The sequence below is a fragment of the Rhizobium sp. rho-13.1 genome, assembly GCF_007000305.1.
GTDB lineage: Bacteria > Pseudomonadota > Alphaproteobacteria > Rhizobiales > Rhizobiaceae > Rhizobium > Rhizobium rhododendri.
Genome location: NZ_SCFL01000001.1, coordinates 580,980 through 596,773, shown reverse-complemented (window position 1 = coordinate 596,773; position 15,794 = coordinate 580,980). Strand labels below are relative to the sequence as shown.

The following is a 15,794-nucleotide window of genomic DNA, read 5'->3' as shown; positions in this document are numbered from 1 at the left end:
GCCCTCCGTCGCAAAGCCGATACAAAAGCCGTCTACCTAAAGCGGTCTTGCAACGGCATGGGCTGGTGGAGCAGACAATGACATTCGGATCCTGGATTGACACCGGGCGGAGCCGGCCTCTGGTCATCGCCCATCGCGGCGGCGCGGCACTCGGTCCTGAAAACTCCGCGATAACATTTTCGCTGGCAGGCGAGGCTGGCGCCGATGCGGTGGAGACCGATGTCCGCGTCAGTGCCGACGGCGCTCTCGTCTGCCTGCACGATGCCGACATGCAGAGGATCGCCGGCGACCCCCGTTCTGTCGAGGCGCTCGATCTCGCAACGCTGCAAGACCTCGTCCCGGACCTTCTCACCCTCGAAGCAGCGATAGCCGCATCTGCACCGCTCGGCATCCTGCTCGATGTGAAATTGACGGATGGAACGCACATCGCCGAGATCGTCCGCACCGTCGAGGCCGGCGGGGCATCCCGGCGCGCCATCCTCGGGCTGCGCAGCATGGGTCTGATTGCCGAGGTCCGAAGCATGGGCTGTGAAATGGCGGTCCTCGGATTGTTGCCCGATGCCGATTCGTCTGAGGAAGCCGCTGACCTCGGAGCGGACTGGTTTCGCCTGTGGCAGGGCGAGGCCAGCGCCGACCGCATCGCCACGGCCCGCAAAGCCGGCCTGCAGGTCGCCATCATGGTCGGCCAACCGCGCAACGTGCCGTTACCGCACTATCCGCAGTTCCCGGTGGGACTGGTGGATGCGGAGGGGCTGGAGAAACTGCGCAAGCTGGCCCCGGATGCGATCATGCTCGACGATCCGCGGTTGCTGTGAACCAACCAGCGTCGATCGCCCATTCATGCGATATCCCCTTGATCCTCAGGGTTTCAATGCCGAATCCCAATGTTCATCCGCTTTGCCATCTTTAAAACGCCAGCTGTCAAACCAGGTGGTGGTATAGGTCTTTGTCGGATCCTTGGCATCCTTGACCTCGCGCGGATAGGCGACGGTGACAATATCACCTTCGGCCACCACGGAGACAATCTTGGTGCTCATCTTTTCAGGAACAGGACTTGGCTTCTTGTTGAGGACCTTTGTGAAATAATCAATCACACCCTGACGCCCAGACGCTGCATTGGGATTGTGCTGAATATACCGCGCGGTCAAATACTGATCAGCGCGATCCCATTGATTGGCCTCGAGCAGTTCCTTGATGATCTTATAGGTCACTTGTTTGTTGTGGTTCAGCGCAGGATCTTTGCTGGTAAACAGCTGATCGGGATTGGCAACACCCACAACGGCCTCTTGCGCAAATGCGCCAGAACCAAGCGTGAGAGCAAGAGCAAAGGCGGCGACGGGCAGCTTCATAACATTTTTCCTAAGTGTCGACAGGGGTTGGCCCGCGCACCTTAAAACATACAGAGGAAGGCACAAGGCGGTAGAAAATCCACCAATAGGCACAAAAAGCAAACCATCAATTTTGGGGAATCACCGCTGCAATTTCCGCCAGAATTTCATATCGATGCTCATCCAGCCGTGGAGACTTAGTGGCGGACACCGTCAGTCCCGAAGCCGCAGTTCGTCCGTTTGCATCTGCATCGAGCCCAAGGTTTCGAGGGAGCTCATGCCGAGTAGGCTCTGGTCCAGCTTGCCGTCCTCGGAGACTGCGGCGGCGACGTCTTGGCGGGCGATGGGGCCGATGCCGACGGATTTGAGGGTCACGGGCGCGGCACGGCCCCGGCCGTTGGCGGTCATGATCGACATCGAATAGTTCATGGTCTTCGGGTCGAGACCGATGCGCTTTGCGTCGGCCTGGGTGAGGGCCAGCAGGCTTGCGCCGGTGTCGACGAGCATGTTGATGCGGTGGCCATCGATCATCACGTCTGCCGAAAAGTGGCCGTTCAGCAGCTTGTGGAGGATGACTTCCTGGCCGCCTTCGCTGGTGGTGACGACAAAGGCGCGGCCGGGGATGAGGCCGGCCATCAGCCGGTTGCCTGCATCCAGCGCGTCGTAGCGGTAGAGATAGGCGGTGGCCAGCGCCAGCAGGATGACCAGCCATATGAACAGGTTGCGCAAGGTCTCGCTGACGGTGCGCCGGCTGGCCCAGATACCGGCCGCCAGCATCAGGCTGATCGGCAGGAGGTAGACGATTCGACCGAAATCGTCGTTGTCGATGCCGAAGGTGGTGCCGCTGTCATGGTTGAAAACCAAAAGTGCCAGTCCGATGGCAAGGATGCCGAGGAAGACGGTGACACGGTTCATTCGGCAGCGTCCTGGCGCGGGACGAGATCGGCCAACCGGTCCGGCAGTTTCGCCATGATTTCATGGCGCCCGGCATCGTCGTAGGTCGACCAGCCGCCGATTTCCGCCAGGGTGCGGCCGCAGCCGACGCACAAGCCGCTGTCGGCGTCGATGTTGCAGATAAGAACGCAGGGTGTTTGCATGGGCTTCATATCGGGGTTTCAGACGGCCATGGCAAGGGCGCAGAGAATGGCGATTTCGCAAATCTGCTGTGTCGCGCCGATGGTGTCGCCAGTGTGGCCGGAAAGCCTGCGCCGGACATAGGCGGTGAATGCCAGGGTGACGACGACGCCAAGGCCGATGACGTCGAGAAGGGCGATTGTCGTCAGGCTCTGCCAGAGCAGCAGCGCGCCGAGCAGCACGCCGCTTACGACCGCTACGAGGGTTGCCTCGCTGTCCGGCTGGCCGGCGGCGACAGCGACGCCATCGGGCCTTGCGACCGGAAGACGGTGCCAGTGCCAGACCAGCGCGGCGCGGCTGAGGGCGGCGGTTGCGGGCAACGTCAGGGCTGCCGCAAGAGGAGGCAGACCGCGTGCGATGGCGGCAAGGGCTGCGGCGCGCAGGGCGAAGGAGAGTATCAGCGCCACTGCGCCGTAGGTGCCGATGCGGCTGTCCTTCATGATGGCGAGCGCCCGCTCCGCATCGCGTCCGCCGCCGAGCCCGTCGGCGGCGTCGCTGAGGCCATCCTCGTGCAGGGCGCCCGACAGCAGCGTCTGCAGGCCGAGCGCCAGAAGCGCAGCCAGCAACGGATCGACATCGCCTACAGTGAGCACGCCGAACAGCAGGGCTGCGGGGAGCGCGATGAGCGCGCCGGCAGCCGGGAAAGCGCGGGCAACCTTCCCGAGATTGCCGTCATGGCCATGGAAGACGGCATCCGGCATGCGAATGCGGCTGAGGAAGCCGACAGCGCGGGCGATATCTGTGGCGTAGGCGGTGATGGCTTGTAGCCTGGCGATGGTGGTGGGTCCTTGTGAAGGCGAGAGCCGCGACGCTTTTGCAGTTGTTCGCGCCGGCTTCCGTGATTAAGAGAGTGGCCAGCAAAAAAAGCCGATTTGCGACCAAAAGACAAGGAACCACAACGATGAGCGTCAGCGGCCTTCCCTTCGACGATTTCCGTGCGCTGCTGCGCGATCTGCCGGGTCCCGACCAACGGGCGCTTGTCGATGCGCGCGAGCGCGATGCGCAGTTGACCAAGCCGCGCGGCTCTCTCGGCCGGCTCGAGGAAATCGCCTTCTGGCTGGCAGCCTGGAGTGGCCGCAAACCCTCGGTCACCCGGCCGCTGGTGGCGATCTTTGCCGGCAATCACGGTGTCACGCGCCAGGGAATCACGCCATTTCCGCCTGAGGTCACGCAACAGATGGTCGAGAATTTCGCGGCCGGCGGCGCGGCGATCAACCAGATCTGCGTCGCCTACGACCTTGGCCTCAAGGTTTTCGACCTGGCCTTGGAATACCCGACCGGCGATATCACGGAGGAGGCGGCGCTGTCCGAGCGCGACTGTGCGGCGACCATGGCTTTCGGCATGGAGGCCATCGCCGGCGGCACGGATCTTCTCTGCATCGGCGAAATGGGCATCGGCAACACGACCATCGCGGCGGCAATCAACTATGCACTCTACGGCGGCACCGCTGCCGACTGGGTGGGGCCTGGCACGGGGTCTGAGGGTGAGATGCTGCAGCGCAAGACCGCGGCCGTCGAAAAGGCTGTGGCGCTGCACCGCGACCATTTGTCCGATCCGCTGGAAATCCTGCGTCGTCTCGGCGGTCGCGAGATCGCGGCTATGGCGGGCGCCATCCTTGCCGCCCGCGTCGAGCGCATTCCCGTCATCCTCGACGGCTATGTGGCGACGGCGGCAGGCGCGATCCTCAAGGCTGCCAATCCCGCTGCCCTCGACCACTGCCTGATCGGCCACGTCTCCGGCGAGCCGGGCCATATGAAGGCGATCGAGAAGCTCGGCAAGACACCGCTTCTGGCCCTCGGCATGCGGCTCGGCGAGGGCACCGGCGCAGCGCTTGCCGCCGGCATCGTCAAGGCCGCAGCCGCCTGCCACTCCGGCATGGCGACGTTTGCAGCCGCCGGCGTCAGCGACGGACACAGCCACACCCACTGACCGGCAGCAACGACCGGTGACATGGACCGGCAGCATAGACAGGTGGGATCGGGGGGCTGCGGCATCTTGAATTGCAGCTGCGGGTTCTGTATGCGCAACGCTTCTGAACGCGATGGCCGGAGAACGCGCACTTGTCGAAATCAGCAGTGACCAAGGAAACCGGCGTCCGACACTTCTTCGCCGCCGCCGGCTATTCCTGGGGAGGTTTTCGCCGCCTGCTGAAGGAAGCGGCCTTCCGGCAGGAACTACTGTTCTTCGTCGTCGCGCAAATCATCCTCGTTGCCACCGGCACGCGGCTTTCCGATATCCTGGTGTCGATCTTCCTGTTCCTCGGACTGTTCGCAGCCGAAGCACTGAATACGGCAGTCGAAGAGGTCATCGACCGCATCTCGCCGGAGCTCTCGAACGTCGGCAAACACGCGAAGGACCTGGGCTCCTTCGCCGTCTTCTGCATGCTCGTCGCCTGCGGCCTCCACCTCGCCTTCACCGTGTTCAGCCACTACTGGCTCGGGTGATCACGCAAAACTCCGGCGTTTCTTGTCGATCGAAGGGGTTTGTTCGGCGGGGAGGGTCTGGAGGACGCGCTTGGCGGGGAGGATGGCGATGACTTCGGTGCCTTCGCGCAGTTTGGATTTCAGGATGAACTGACCGTCGTGCTTGGCAAGGATCGCCTGGACGATGGGCAGGCCGAGGCCGGTGCCCTGTTCGGCGCTCTTGATGGCGATGGAGCCCTGGCCGAAAGCCGAAAGCACGATCGGGATCTCCTCTTCGGGAATGCCCGGGCCGTTGTCCTTGATCGAGACATACTGGCCGCCGCTGAGTGTCCAGCCGACCTTGACCACCACTTCGCCGCCCTGCGGCGTAAACTTGACGGCATTCGACAGCAGGTTGAGGATCACCTGGCGGAGAGATTTTTCATCTGCCCAGACGGATGGCAGCGATCCCTCGAACTGCTGCGAGATCGAGATGTTCTTGCCGCGAGCCCGTAGCTGCACCATGCCGATGCAATCCTCGGCGACGTCGAGCAGCGAGATTGCCTCTTCGCTCAGGTCGTATTTGCCGGCTTCGATGCGCGACAGGTCGAGGATTTCGTTGATCAGGTTGAGAAGGTGCTGGCCGGAGCGGTGGATGTCGTCGGTGTATTCCTTGTAGGTCGGGTTGTTGAGCGGCCCCATGACCTCGGCCGACATCACCTCGGAAAAGCCGAGGATGGCGTTCAGCGGCGTGCGCAATTCGTGCGACATCGAGGCGAGGAAGCGCGATTTGGCCAGGTTTGCCTCCTCGGCGCGGCGCCTTGCCTCATCCGACATGGATTTGGCAACCTCGAGTTCGGCGATCAGGTTATCCTTTTCCGACTGGAAAAACAGGATCTTCAGGTTGAACTGGAACATCCGGTTGCCGATGAAGACGAAAAACACGACGGCTGCGGCAAAGGTCGAGGCGAGGCTGATATCGAGCAGGTCGCGCGTCAGTAAGGCTCTCAGGGCGAGCGCAATCGTGGTTGGTACGAAGGCATAGAGGACGCTGCGTGGCAGCAAGAAATTGGACATCGCCATGACGCAGAGCGCGACCAGCAGGGTGGCGCCCTTGTAGAGCAGGAAGCCGTCGCCGTCGCAGGTGTCGCAGCCCTTCATGGCAAAGGCAGCCCAGCAACAGCCGACCAGAACCTGCCCGAACAGCAGCACCCGCCGCCACTTCTGGGCGGTCTCGACGGTCAGCTGCTTGCGGCTGGCGCGTTGGCCGAGCACGAGGTTGACGGCATGGGCGCTCAGCGTCAGCAACGCCCAGGCAAGAAAGCCGATGTCGTGGGTGAGGTAGAGGCCAAGCGCCGAGACGACAATGACGAACAGCGGAACGAGCGTGGCGCCCTGAAGCATGTTGCCGATGTACATGGAGAGCAATTCGCGGTCGAAACTGCCGATATGACCGGATTGCAAACGCTCGCGCGTTTCGCGCACGGCTTTGGACACCGCCTTGTTGCGATGGCTTCGCGACCGATCAACAATGATCTTGTCCGAGGAGATGCTGGTGCCGGTACTCATGTGCACATACTTGCTCTGAAGATGGCCAAAGCGTATGCCGGAATCCTTAAGAAGATGCTGCCATGCAAGGTTTTGTTTGCCATCTTCGCAAACGAGTTGTTTTTCAAGGAGGCCGAAAGGTGGCGAAGCCCCGTGGTCTGTGGGGCGATAGCCTCATGGCATTTGCGTTTCTGGGCTTGCTGGGCCTCCTCGCATTCAAGTTGAACCTTCAGCCGGAAACGGTTGCAAACGGTAATTTTTCGGTCGTCGACGGCGATAGTCTGAAGCGCGAGGGAGGGCGATTTCGCCTGGTCGGCATCGATGCGCCGGAATTGCGGCAGCAATGCCAGCGCGATTCCCGATCCTGGGATTGCGGGCAGGTGGCGCGGGATGCGCTTTCGAAGATGCTGGCTGCCGGCCCGGTCGAGTGCCGGGGCCGGCAACGGGACCGCTATGACCGGCTTCTCGTCACCTGCAGCGTCGGCGGGCTCGACGTCAATGCCGAGATGGTTCGTCGCGGCATGGCTGTCGGCTATGGCGCCTACGAGGCTGAGGAGGCAGAGGCGCGTGACGCCAAGGCAGGGCTGTGGGCGGGCAGTTTCGAGCGACCCCGGGATTATCGGCGCGATGGCGGTGCAGCACAGTCGAGCCGCGATCCGCTGGCTGGTATCGGCGAGTATGTCCGCGACCTCATGGGATGGCGATGACGGATTTCGGAGCAGGAAGAGAAGAGCGGCTCGAGGGCCTGCGTATTGCGATCGCCGGATGTCGTATCTGTCGCGATAGTCCGGCGCGGGGCATCGAGTATCGTCTGCCGCACGAGCCGCGCCCGGTGGTGGTCGTCTCGTCCAAGGCGCGCATCCTGATCGCAGGACAGGCGCCGGGATTGCGGGTGCACCAAAGTGGCCTGCCGTTCGAAGATGCATCCGGCGACCGGCTGCGACAATGGCTGGGGGTGGACCGGGCGGCGTTCTACGATCGCGATCGCTTTGCCATCGTCCCCATGGGCTTTTGCTTTCCCGGCTACGACGCTGCCGGCAGCGACTTGCCGCCCCGGCGTGAATGCGCGCCGGCGTGGCGCCGGACCGTGCTGGATGCCATGCCGCAGATCGAGCTGGTGCTGGCAATCGGCCAGTATGCGCAAGCCTTTCACCTCGGGCCTTCAAGGATGGCGTCGATGACGGAGACGGTATCTGCATGGAAGCGTTATGTTTTGACCAATGAGGGGCCCGCGGTGATGCCGCTTCCGCATCCGAGCTGGCGCAACAGTGGCTGGCTGAAGCGCCACCCGTGGTTCGAGAGCGATTTGCTGCCGGTGTTGCAAAATCGGGTGAAAACCCTCACTTTCTGAAATCATGTTCTTTTCTTTCCCCGGAATCGCGCTATAGACAGAATATATTTCGAAAAAGGACATTGGGGATGGATCGTCTAGATAGAAAGATCCTGCGGCTTCTGCAGGAAGATTCAACGCTTGCCGTCGCAGATCTCGCCAAGAAGGTCGGGCTGTCGACGACGCCCTGCTGGCGGCGTATCCAGAAGATGGAAGAAGACGGCGTCATCCGTGGCCGCGTCGCGCTGCTCGACCCCGTCAAGGTCAATACCAAGGTCACCGTCTTTGTCTCGATCCGGACGGCCAGCCACTCGATCGAATGGCTGAAGCGTTTTTCCGAGGTGGTTTCCGAATTTCCGGAAGTGGTGGAATTCTACCGCATGAGCGGTGACGTCGACTACCTGCTGCGCGTCGTCGTGCCCGATATTGCCGCCTATGACGCGTTCTACAAGCGGATGATCGCCAAGATCGAAATCCGCGACGTGTCGTCGGTGTTTGCCATGGAGCAAATCAAGTATTCGACGCAACTGCCGCTCGACTATATGCTGCTCGACGCCAGCAAGTCGAACGACGAATAACGGAAAAGGGCAGCGTGCCGGTGCGCGCTGCCTTTTTCGCTTGTGGCGTCGAGGCCCTGGGCTTTTTGCCGGCCTCCGGTGCAGCCTACTTCTTTTCCAGCCGGGCCAGCAGCGACGACGTGTCCCATCGCTTGCCACCCATCGCCTGGACTTCTCCATAGAATTGATCCACCAGCGCCGTCACGGGCAGCGTTGCACCGTTGCGGCGGGCTTCGCTGAGGACGATGTCGAGATCCTTGCGCATCCAGTCGACGGCGAAGCCGAAATCGTATTTGCCGGCCATCATCGTCTTGTGGCGGTTTTCCATCTGCCAGGAGCCGGCAGCGCCCTTGGAGATCACCTCGACCACCTTCTCGATGTCGAGCCCGGCCTTCTGGCCGAAATGGATGCCTTCGGCCAGGCCCTGGACGAGGCCGGCGATGCAGATCTGGTTGATCATCTTGGTCAACTGGCCGGCGCCGACATCGCCCATGAGCCCGACCATGCGGGCATAGGCGTCGATCACCGGCTTTGCCTTTTCGAACACCGCAGCTTCGCCACCGCACATGACGGTGAGCACGCCGTTCTCGGCACCGGCCTGGCCACCGGACACCGGAGCATCGATGAAATGGCAGCCCTTGGCTTTTGCGGCGGCATCGAGTTCGCGTGCGACTTCGGCACTGGCTGTGGTGTTATCGATCAGGATTGCCCCGGGCTTCATGCCGGAGAACACGCCATTCTCGGCGGTGGTGACGGAGCGCAGATCGTCGTCATTGCCGACGCAGGTAAAGACGAAGTCGGCGTCCCTTGCGGCATCTGCCGGGGTGGCAGCGGATTTGCCGCCATATTGCTTCACCCAGGCCTCGGCCTTGGCAGCCGTCCGGTTATAGACGGTGACGGTGTGTCCGCCCTTGACGGCGAGATGTCCGGCCATCGGATAGCCCATGACCCCGAGGCCGATGAAAGTGACATTCGACATGCGTACATTCCTTCTCAGATTTCGCCAGAGCATTAGCTGAAAGCCGAAATCCAGGAAAGGCCGTTTGGCGTCAGGGGACGAGCGAGGGCGCTGATTTCGCAATTGTCGCTTTCCGCAGAAGCAAATTTCGACGAAGTCGGTGAATTTCACAAAATCCTTTGTCGATAAGCCGACTAGATTTCTCCAGTGTAGGGGCCATGGCAGCAGAATGCTGACGCAAGGAGATGTGACATGATATCGCGCAGACAGACACTCGGGCTTTTGGGCGCCGTCGCCGCTACATCGCTTCTACCGCTCGGCGGCATCGCACGCGCCGCAGCCGCCAAGCAGCTGCGCATCGGCTGGCAGAAGAACGGCGTGCTGGCGCTGGCCAAGCGCCAGGGAGCGCTGGAGAAGCGGCTGGCGGGGCAAGGTGTTTCGGTCGAATGGTCGGAGTTCACCTCGGGGCCGCCTCTGCTGGAAGCACTCGGGGCCGGCGCGCTGGATTTCGGCGCAACCGGCGATGTCCCGCCGCTGTTTGCCCAGGCGGCGAATGGCAATCTCCTTTATGTCGGGCTCTATCGCGGCAGCCCGGAAGGCTCTGCCATACTGGTGCGGGCGGATTCGTCGATCAAGTCGCTTGCCGACCTCAAGGGCAAGAAGCTTGCCTTCAAGCGTGGCTCCAGCGCCCACAACGTTGCTGTCAAGGCCCTGCAAAAGGCAGGCCTGACGCCTTCAGATGTCGAGCCGATCGACCTGTCGCCCTCGGATGCGGCTGCCGCCTTCAAGACCGGCAGCATCGATGCCTGGTCGATCTGGGATCCCTATCTGGCGATTGCCGAGGCCGATCCCCAGACCCGCGTGCTGGCGACGGCGCGGGGTATCGTCGACAGTTATTCGTTTTTCCTCGCCAATGGCGACTATACGACGAGCAACCCGCAGCTCGTGTCTGCCGTCATCGACGAACTGGCAAAGGTGGGTGCTGCGGCACAGGGGCAACTCGAGGACACCGTGGCGGCGCTCTCCGGCATCACCGGTGTGCCGGCCGACGTGACGCGGGTGACGCTGACGCGGCCCGGCGCGGATCTCGGCAGCGTCTCGACGATGACAGATGCAGCGGTTGCCTACCAGCAATCGCTGGCCGAGGAATTCTATGGTCTGGGCATCGTGCCGAAGAAGCTCAATGTCAGCGATATCGTCTGGCGGCCGAAGGCGAGTTGAGTTTGCAAGCCTCATGCAGACGCTTCCCTGACAATGCCGGAGCCCGACTTCAAGCAAAATTATTCTAAGACCTTGCTGCGGTTGGGAAACCGCGGCTTCGATCTTGCGCCGCGACCATGACACTATGAACTTGCCGGATAGGGATCCGGTTGCGAATTTTTATGAGGCACTTCGATGATTACCCGCAGACAGACGCTTGGGCTTTTCGGTGCAGCCGCTTCTGCTGCCATCCTTCCGCAGGTGAGGGGGGCGAGCGCCGCCACCGGCACGACGCTGAGGGTCGGCTGGCAGAAATTCGGCGTGGTGCCACTCGCCAAGAAAAGCGGCGCGCTGGAGAAGCGCCTGGCCGGCAAGGGCGTGACCGTCGAGTGGAACGAGTTTACCTCGGGGCCGCCGCTGCTCGAAGCCATCGGGGCGGGCGCCATCGATTTCGGGATCACCGGCGACGTGCCGCCGCTATTCGCGCAGGCTGCCGGTCGTGACCTCCTCTATGTCGGTGCCTATCAGGGGCCGGCCGCCTTTCACGGCCTGCTGGTGCACAAGGATTCGCCGATCCAGAAGATCGAGGATCTGAAGGGCAAGAAACTCGCCTACAAGCGCGGTTCCAGCGGCCACAACTTCGCCATCCAGGTATTGCGCAAGGGCGGCCTGACGGTCTCTGACATCACGGAGGTGGATCTGGCGCCACCGGACGCCGCTGCTGCTTTCAAGAACGGCAGCATCGATGCCTGGGCGATCTGGGATCCCTACTTTGCCGTCACAGAGGCCGATCCGCAGACACGCGTGCTGACCACCTCCGAGGGCATCATCGACAACTGGGGCTATTTCCTCGGCAACGGCGGCTTCACGGCCAAGAACCCAGAGGTGATTGCCGACGTCATCGACGAACTGGCCAAGGTCGGTGCCGCGGCGCAGACCAATCTCGATGCAACGGTGACGGCGCTGGCGCAGATCACCGGCGTGCCGGAGCCGATCACTCGCGTCACGCTGACCCGCAGCAAGGCTGACCTCGGCAAGGTCTCGCTGATGCCGGACGCGGCGCTTGCCTACCAGCAGGCTTTGGCGGACGATTTCTACAGCCTCGGCATCGTGCCGAAGAAGCTCAAGGTCAGCGACATCGTCTGGCACCCTAAAGCCAGCTGATTGATCCCCGCGACCACGGAACAAGGGAAACAGACATGACAAACACTTCCAAGCCAATCGACTTCCTCTGGTTTATCCCGACTTCGGGCGACGGCAGCTATCTCGGTTCCGCCGACCTCAACCGCGACACGGATATCGGCTATCTGACGCAGATCGCGCAGGCCGTCGATCGCCTCGGCTATTCCGGCGTGCTGCTGCCGACCGGCGTGTCATGCGAGGAATCCTTCGTCACGGCGGCAGCGCTTGCAGCCCATACGCAGAAGCTCAAATTCCTGGTGGCGGTGCGTCCCGGTACGGCGTCGCCGGCCTATTACGCCCGGCTGGCCTCAACGCTCGATCGCATCTCGCACGGACGCCTGCTGCTTAACATCGTCGTCGGCGGCAGTCCCTCTGAGCTTGCGGGCGACGGCATCTTCCTGAAGCATGACGAGCGCTACGATCACGCCAATGAATTCTTCGACGTGTTCGAAGAGCTGATGGCCAAGGGCACGTCGACGCTCGATGGCAAGTATATCAAGGCGACCGGTGCACGGTTGGCCCTGCCGCCGGTGCAATCGCCGCGTCCGCCGCTGTATTTCGGCGGTTCTTCGGACGCTGGCATCGATTTTGCCGTCGGTCGCGTCGACAAGTACCTGACCTGGGGCGAACCTCCGGCGCAGGTTGCCGAAAAGGTCGAAAAGGTGCGGGCTGCAGCAAAGCGCACCGGCCGCGAAGTCAGCTTCGGCATCCGCCTCCACTTCATCGTTCGTGAAACCGACGACGAGGCTTGGGCCGCCGCCGACCGCCTGATCTCGCAGCTCGACGACGATACGATCCGCGAAGCACAGGAGCGCTTCGTCAAGGAATCCGATTCTGTCGGACAGAAGCGCATGGCCGCCCTGCATGGCGGACGCCGCGACAATCTCGAAGTGTCTCCCAACCTCTGGGCCGGAGTTGGCCTGGTGCGCGCGGGAGCCGGCACGGCCCTGGTCGGATCGCCGAAGACTGTGGCCGCACGCCTGCGCGAATACCAGGAGATCGGCATCGAGACGGTGATCGGCTCCGGCTATCCGCATCTGGAAGAAGCTTACCGCGTTTCCGAGCTGCTCTTCCCGGAACTGGGGCTTGGACGCGAATTGCAGCGCGGCAGCTTCGACGTCGAGTTCGGCAAGCGCCAGGTTTTCGGCGGCGGCAGCCATGGTGGCAACCTGAAGGTCGTGTCCGGATCCTGATCCGGCAGAGAGGGACAAGATCATGGCGGCAGTCGACACACACTTCGTCGAGGTAAGGGCAGCGCGGACGGCGGACAACGATATCGCCAGCCGCGCGCGCAAAAACCTGGAGGCCTGGCTGCCTTACCTGGTTCCGGTCGCCATCGTCGCACTCTGGCAGCTCGGCTCGTCGGCCGGATGGATTTCGTCGCGGATCATGCCATCGCCGTTCGATGTGGTGATGGCCTTCTGGCAGACGACGACCTCCGGTCAATTGCCGAAAGACATTGCCGTCAGCGCCGGCCGAGCCTTTGCCGGCCTGTTTGTCGGCGGCAGCATCGGGTTCCTGCTTGGTCTTGCCAACGGCGTGTCGCGGCTGTCGGAAAAGCTGACCGACACGACCTTGCAGATGATGCGCACCGTGCCGCATCTGGCGATGATCCCTCTGGTCATCCTGTGGTTCGGCATCGGCGAGGAATCAAAGCTGTTCCTGACCTCGCTCGGTGTGTTGTTTCCGGTCTACCTCAACACCTATCATGGCGTACGCAATGTCGACCGAGACCTGATCGAGATGGGTCGCGTCTACGGCATGGGCAACTGGACGCTGTTTCGCAAGGTCATCTTTCCCGGCGCCCTGCCGTCGATCTTCGTCGGCCTGCGCTATGCGCTCGGCATCATGTGGCTGACGCTGATCGTCTCGGAATCGATTGCGGCTTCATCCGGCATCGGCCACATGGCCAACAACGCCCGCGAATTCATGATGACCGATGTCGTCGTGCTGTCGCTGGTGATCTATGCGGTGCTCGGCAAGCTGGCCGATGTTGCAGCCCGGGCGATGGAGCGCAGGGCGCTCCGCTGGAACCCTACCTATCAGCAGCGCTGAGGACAGAGAGATGAACGTCATCGCCCACCCACGATTTCAGCCGGTCGAACACAAAAGCACACAGCCGGAGGCGGCGAGTGCTGCACCGGGTGCCGGTGCCATCCGCGTCCGTGGCCTCGAAAAGCGTTTCGGCGACAACCAGGTCCTGCGGGGTATCGATCTCGATATTCCGGCCGGCCAGTTCGTCGCCGTCATCGGCAAGAGCGGCTGCGGCAAGAGCACGCTGCTACGCATCCTGATGGGACTGGACGCGCCGACCGGCGGCAGCGTCGCCTTCGGTACAACCTCGGGCGAGGCGGCTCCGAACGCCCGCATCGTCTTCCAGGAGCCACGCCTGCTGCCCTGGCTGAGCGTCGCCGACAATGTCACCGTCGGTCTCGGCGAGGGTGTTTCCAAGGCAGAAGGTCGCAAGGCTGCGGCGAGGGTTCTCTCGGAAGTGCAACTGGCGGAAAAGGCCGGTAACTGGCCGGCTCAACTGTCCGGTGGACAGCGCCAACGCGTGGCGCTCGCCCGCGCGCTGGTCAGCAAGCCCGGCATTCTTGCCCTGGACGAGCCGCTCGGCGCCCTCGACGCGCTCACCCGCATCAGCATGCAGGAGCTCTTGAACCGCGTCTGGCGCGAACTCGGCTTCACAGCCGTCCTCGTCACCCACGATGTCAGCGAAGCCGTGCATCTGGCCGACCGCGTCATTGTGCTCGAGGAAGGCGGGATTGCCCTCGACCTCCCCGTTCCCCACCCCCATCCCCGCCGCCACGGCAATCCGGCGCTGGCGGAGCTGGAAGGCAAGCTGCTGGCCGCTATCCTGGGGCATTGAGACGCTTGGGAAAGCGGTCCGCTTTCCCATCAGCGACGTTAGCCGTCTAGCGGGTAGAGCGATGCGCTATCAGTGCTGCTGCTTCAACCGCGCCACCACCAGATGCCCCGGGGTTGGCTGCCCGTCTTCCATGCGGACGTTGATGTCGGTGATTTCGATGAGGTCGAAGCCGGTGGCTGTCAGGCGTTCGCGGACGTAGGCCTCAGCGTGGGCGAAGCGCTGGTGCGGGCCGACCATGTAGGGGCGGCCGGCGAGGGTTTCTTCGGGCAGCGTTTCCGACGAGAATATGAAGAGGCCGCCGGGCGTCAGGTTTTCGGCGGTTCCGAAGAACAGCGGCTCGAGCGCACCGAGATACGGCAGCACGTCGGTGGCGGTTATGATGTCGAAGGGCTCTTCGTCGTTGTCCTCGAGAAAATCCTCGACCTCTGCGACAAACAGCGAATCGTAGATGTCCTTCTCGTCGGCGATCTCGACCATGTTTTCCGACAGGTCTATGCCGGTCATGTCGTCGACGATGTCGCTGAGCACGCCGCCTGTGAGGCCGGTGCCGCAGCCGAGATCGAGCAGCCGCTTGAAGGGCCCGAGGCCGAGTGCCTGCAGGCGCTGGCGAACCAGCATCGGCACATGGTAGCCGAGTTGCTCGACGAGCACGTCCTCGAAGACTTCGGCATGCTGGTCGAACAGCGTCTCGACATAGGCGTCCGGCGCCCGTGTCGGTGTCTCGCCGCGTCCCATCGAGGCGATGCGAACTGAGGCGCCGCCGTGATCGTCGGGGTCGATTGCCAGGACCTCGTTATAGGCGGCAACGGCCGCGTCGATGTCGCCGGATTTCTCCAGCTCGAGGGCTCGGTTATAGGCGTCGGCCAGCGCGTCTTCGTCGATCTTGTTTTTCATGCCGGCTTTTTAAGCCGGGTCAAATGCCGCTGCAACCGCTATTTCAGTTCAGGATGAATTCGCCTTTGAGGGCGCGCCAGTCTGTTGCCGAGATCAGCTTGCGGTGGACGTAACGGACGGAGTGGAGGGGGCCGTCGAGTTTCTCCTGCCAAAATTTCAGGAAGCTGCGCATTTCCGGAAAGTCCGGGGAGAGATCGTAGTCTTGCCAGAGATAGGTCTGGAGGATGGCGGGATGATCGGGAAGGCGGTAGAAAATTTCGGCGGTGGTCAGTCCGTAGCCTTTCAGCTGCAATTCCATTTCCTTATGCATCGGCCCCTCGCTTGCGGTTCCAACTCCTGGGCGTGACGTTCGTCACAAAGATATGGAAACACGGGATGCTTAACCGAAGCT

At 62.5% G+C, this 15,794-nt stretch carries 19 protein-coding genes; 11 read left to right on the top strand and 8 right to left on the bottom strand.

The features are described from left to right. The first annotated feature begins 77 nt into the window (after positions 1 to 77). Positions 78 to 815 carry a glycerophosphodiester phosphodiesterase gene (locus EQW76_RS03115; RefSeq protein ID WP_142823000.1) on the top strand — a complete coding sequence of 246 codons (738 nt, stop codon included), beginning with the start codon at positions 78 to 80 and terminating at the stop codon, positions 813 to 815. Between the two features lie 45 nt (positions 816 to 860). On the opposite strand, the gene EQW76_RS03110 is transcribed toward EQW76_RS03115, so the two are convergent. The 4 genes from EQW76_RS03110 to EQW76_RS03095 form a co-directional block, all read right to left on the bottom strand. Continuing rightward, positions 861 to 1,349: a nuclear transport factor 2 family protein gene (locus EQW76_RS03110; protein WP_142822998.1), complete on the bottom strand. Its 489-nt coding sequence runs from the start codon at positions 1,347 to 1,349 to the stop codon at positions 861 to 863. 192 nt (positions 1,350 to 1,541) lie between these two features. Continuing rightward, positions 1,542 to 2,243, bottom strand: coding sequence for a TIGR02281 family clan AA aspartic protease (locus tag EQW76_RS03105; protein WP_142822996.1), 702 nt, complete (start codon positions 2,241 to 2,243; stop codon positions 1,542 to 1,544). Next, on the bottom strand, positions 2,240 to 2,425 hold the full coding sequence (locus EQW76_RS03100) for a DUF1289 domain-containing protein (RefSeq protein ID WP_142822994.1): 186 nt from the start codon (positions 2,423 to 2,425) through the stop codon (positions 2,240 to 2,242). Before EQW76_RS03100 ends, EQW76_RS03105 begins: the two co-directional genes overlap by 4 nt. 18 nt (positions 2,426 to 2,443) lie before the next feature. Beyond that, a complete protein-coding gene (locus EQW76_RS03095) occupies positions 2,444 to 3,220 on the bottom strand; it encodes an adenosylcobinamide-GDP ribazoletransferase (RefSeq protein WP_142822992.1) in 777 nt (258 codons plus the stop codon). A 143-nt stretch (positions 3,221 to 3,363) separates the two neighbouring features. Here EQW76_RS03095 and cobT point away from each other — a divergent pair, with 143 nt between their 5' ends. After that, entirely contained in the window at positions 3,364 to 4,392 is a 1,029-nt protein-coding gene (gene cobT, locus EQW76_RS03090) for a nicotinate-nucleotide--dimethylbenzimidazole phosphoribosyltransferase (protein WP_142822990.1), read from the top strand. Positions 4,393 to 4,523: 131 nt separating this feature from the next. Continuing rightward, the gene (locus EQW76_RS03085) at positions 4,524 to 4,907 is read left to right on the top strand and encodes a diacylglycerol kinase (protein WP_111221798.1); all 384 of its coding nucleotides are present in this window, start codon (positions 4,524 to 4,526) and stop codon (positions 4,905 to 4,907) included. On the opposite strand, the gene EQW76_RS03080 is transcribed toward EQW76_RS03085, so the two are convergent. After that, positions 4,908 to 6,434, bottom strand: a complete 1,527-nt coding sequence (locus EQW76_RS03080) for a HAMP domain-containing sensor histidine kinase (protein ID WP_142822988.1) — start codon at positions 6,432 to 6,434, stop codon at positions 4,908 to 4,910. 119 nt (positions 6,435 to 6,553) lie between these two features. On the opposite strand from EQW76_RS03080, the gene EQW76_RS03075 reads away from it, so the two are divergent. The 3 genes from EQW76_RS03075 to EQW76_RS03065 all read left to right on the top strand — a co-directional run bounded on the left by EQW76_RS03075 (position 6,554) and on the right by EQW76_RS03065 (position 8,321). Continuing rightward, positions 6,554 to 7,120: a thermonuclease family protein gene (locus EQW76_RS03075; protein WP_224127702.1), complete on the top strand. Its 567-nt coding sequence runs from the start codon at positions 6,554 to 6,556 to the stop codon at positions 7,118 to 7,120. Continuing rightward, positions 7,117 to 7,764, top strand: coding sequence for a uracil-DNA glycosylase family protein (locus tag EQW76_RS03070; RefSeq protein WP_142822984.1), 648 nt, complete (start codon positions 7,117 to 7,119; stop codon positions 7,762 to 7,764). Before EQW76_RS03075 ends, EQW76_RS03070 begins: the two co-directional genes overlap by 4 nt. Positions 7,765 to 7,832: 68 nt before the next feature. Then, complete coding sequence (locus tag EQW76_RS03065; protein WP_111221801.1) at positions 7,833 to 8,321, top strand: Lrp/AsnC family transcriptional regulator; 489 nt, start codon at positions 7,833 to 7,835, stop codon at positions 8,319 to 8,321. An 85-nt stretch (positions 8,322 to 8,406) separates the two neighbouring features. On the opposite strand, the gene EQW76_RS03060 is transcribed toward EQW76_RS03065, so the two are convergent. Beyond that, positions 8,407 to 9,279 carry an NAD(P)-dependent oxidoreductase gene (locus EQW76_RS03060; RefSeq protein WP_142822982.1) on the bottom strand — a complete coding sequence of 291 codons (873 nt, stop codon included), beginning with the start codon at positions 9,277 to 9,279 and terminating at the stop codon, positions 8,407 to 8,409. A gap of 231 nt (positions 9,280 to 9,510) precedes the next feature. On the opposite strand from EQW76_RS03060, the gene EQW76_RS03055 reads away from it, so the two are divergent. The 5 genes from EQW76_RS03055 to EQW76_RS03035 all read left to right on the top strand — a co-directional run bounded on the left by EQW76_RS03055 (position 9,511) and on the right by EQW76_RS03035 (position 14,509). Beyond that, positions 9,511 to 10,479: an aliphatic sulfonate ABC transporter substrate-binding protein gene (locus EQW76_RS03055; RefSeq protein WP_142822980.1), complete on the top strand. Its 969-nt coding sequence runs from the start codon at positions 9,511 to 9,513 to the stop codon at positions 10,477 to 10,479. 174 nt (positions 10,480 to 10,653) lie between these two features. Beyond that, entirely contained in the window at positions 10,654 to 11,622 is a 969-nt protein-coding gene (locus tag EQW76_RS03050) for an aliphatic sulfonate ABC transporter substrate-binding protein (protein ID WP_142822978.1), read from the top strand. A gap of 35 nt (positions 11,623 to 11,657) precedes the next feature. Next, entirely contained in the window at positions 11,658 to 12,833 is a 1,176-nt protein-coding gene (ssuD, locus tag EQW76_RS03045) for an FMNH2-dependent alkanesulfonate monooxygenase (RefSeq protein WP_111221805.1), read from the top strand. A 22-nt stretch (positions 12,834 to 12,855) separates the two neighbouring features. Continuing rightward, on the top strand, positions 12,856 to 13,695 hold the full coding sequence (gene ssuC / locus EQW76_RS03040) for an aliphatic sulfonate ABC transporter permease SsuC (protein WP_142822976.1): 840 nt from the start codon (positions 12,856 to 12,858) through the stop codon (positions 13,693 to 13,695). A gap of 10 nt (positions 13,696 to 13,705) precedes the next feature. Beyond that, positions 13,706 to 14,509, top strand: a complete 804-nt coding sequence (locus EQW76_RS03035; protein ID WP_142822974.1) for an ATP-binding cassette domain-containing protein — start codon at positions 13,706 to 13,708, stop codon at positions 14,507 to 14,509. A 69-nt stretch (positions 14,510 to 14,578) separates the two neighbouring features. Here EQW76_RS03035 and EQW76_RS03030 read toward each other — a convergent pair whose 3' ends face one another. Continuing rightward, positions 14,579 to 15,403 (bottom strand): methyltransferase domain-containing protein, encoded by an 825-nt coding sequence (locus EQW76_RS03030; RefSeq protein WP_142822972.1) that lies wholly within the window; start codon positions 15,401 to 15,403, stop codon positions 14,579 to 14,581. Between the two features lie 43 nt (positions 15,404 to 15,446). Next, the gene (locus EQW76_RS03025) at positions 15,447 to 15,713 is read right to left on the bottom strand and encodes an usg protein (RefSeq protein ID WP_111221809.1); all 267 of its coding nucleotides are present in this window, start codon (positions 15,711 to 15,713) and stop codon (positions 15,447 to 15,449) included. Between the last annotated feature and the right edge of the window lie 81 nt (positions 15,714 to 15,794).

Excerpts from the sequence above, each read along its gene's own strand:
- EQW76_RS03115 (WP_142823000.1), top strand. The coding sequence starts at position 78 with ATGACATTCGGATCCTGGATTGACACCGGGCGGAGCCGGCCTCTGGTC.
- EQW76_RS03110 (WP_142822998.1), bottom strand. The coding sequence starts at position 1,349 with ATGAAGCTGCCCGTCGCCGCCTTTGCTCTTGCTCTCACGCTTGGTTCT.
- EQW76_RS03105 (WP_142822996.1), bottom strand. The coding sequence starts at position 2,243 with ATGAACCGTGTCACCGTCTTCCTCGGCATCCTTGCCATCGGACTGGCA.
- EQW76_RS03100 (WP_142822994.1), bottom strand. The coding sequence starts at position 2,425 with ATGCAAACACCCTGCGTTCTTATCTGCAACATCGACGCCGACAGCGGC.
- cobT (WP_142822990.1), top strand. The coding sequence starts at position 3,364 with ATGAGCGTCAGCGGCCTTCCCTTCGACGATTTCCGTGCGCTGCTGCGC.
- EQW76_RS03080 (WP_142822988.1), bottom strand. The coding sequence starts at position 6,434 with ATGAGTACCGGCACCAGCATCTCCTCGGACAAGATCATTGTTGATCGG.
- EQW76_RS03070 (WP_142822984.1), top strand. The coding sequence starts at position 7,117 with ATGACGGATTTCGGAGCAGGAAGAGAAGAGCGGCTCGAGGGCCTGCGT.
- EQW76_RS03065 (WP_111221801.1), top strand. The coding sequence starts at position 7,833 with ATGGATCGTCTAGATAGAAAGATCCTGCGGCTTCTGCAGGAAGATTCA.
- EQW76_RS03060 (WP_142822982.1), bottom strand. The coding sequence starts at position 9,279 with ATGTCGAATGTCACTTTCATCGGCCTCGGGGTCATGGGCTATCCGATG.
- EQW76_RS03055 (WP_142822980.1), top strand. The coding sequence starts at position 9,511 with ATGATATCGCGCAGACAGACACTCGGGCTTTTGGGCGCCGTCGCCGCT.
- EQW76_RS03050 (WP_142822978.1), top strand. The coding sequence starts at position 10,654 with ATGATTACCCGCAGACAGACGCTTGGGCTTTTCGGTGCAGCCGCTTCT.
- ssuD (WP_111221805.1), top strand. The coding sequence starts at position 11,658 with ATGACAAACACTTCCAAGCCAATCGACTTCCTCTGGTTTATCCCGACT.
- ssuC (WP_142822976.1), top strand. The coding sequence starts at position 12,856 with ATGGCGGCAGTCGACACACACTTCGTCGAGGTAAGGGCAGCGCGGACG.
- EQW76_RS03035 (WP_142822974.1), top strand. The coding sequence starts at position 13,706 with ATGAACGTCATCGCCCACCCACGATTTCAGCCGGTCGAACACAAAAGC.
- EQW76_RS03030 (WP_142822972.1), bottom strand. The coding sequence starts at position 15,403 with ATGAAAAACAAGATCGACGAAGACGCGCTGGCCGACGCCTATAACCGA.
- EQW76_RS03025 (WP_111221809.1), bottom strand. The coding sequence starts at position 15,713 with ATGCATAAGGAAATGGAATTGCAGCTGAAAGGCTACGGACTGACCACC.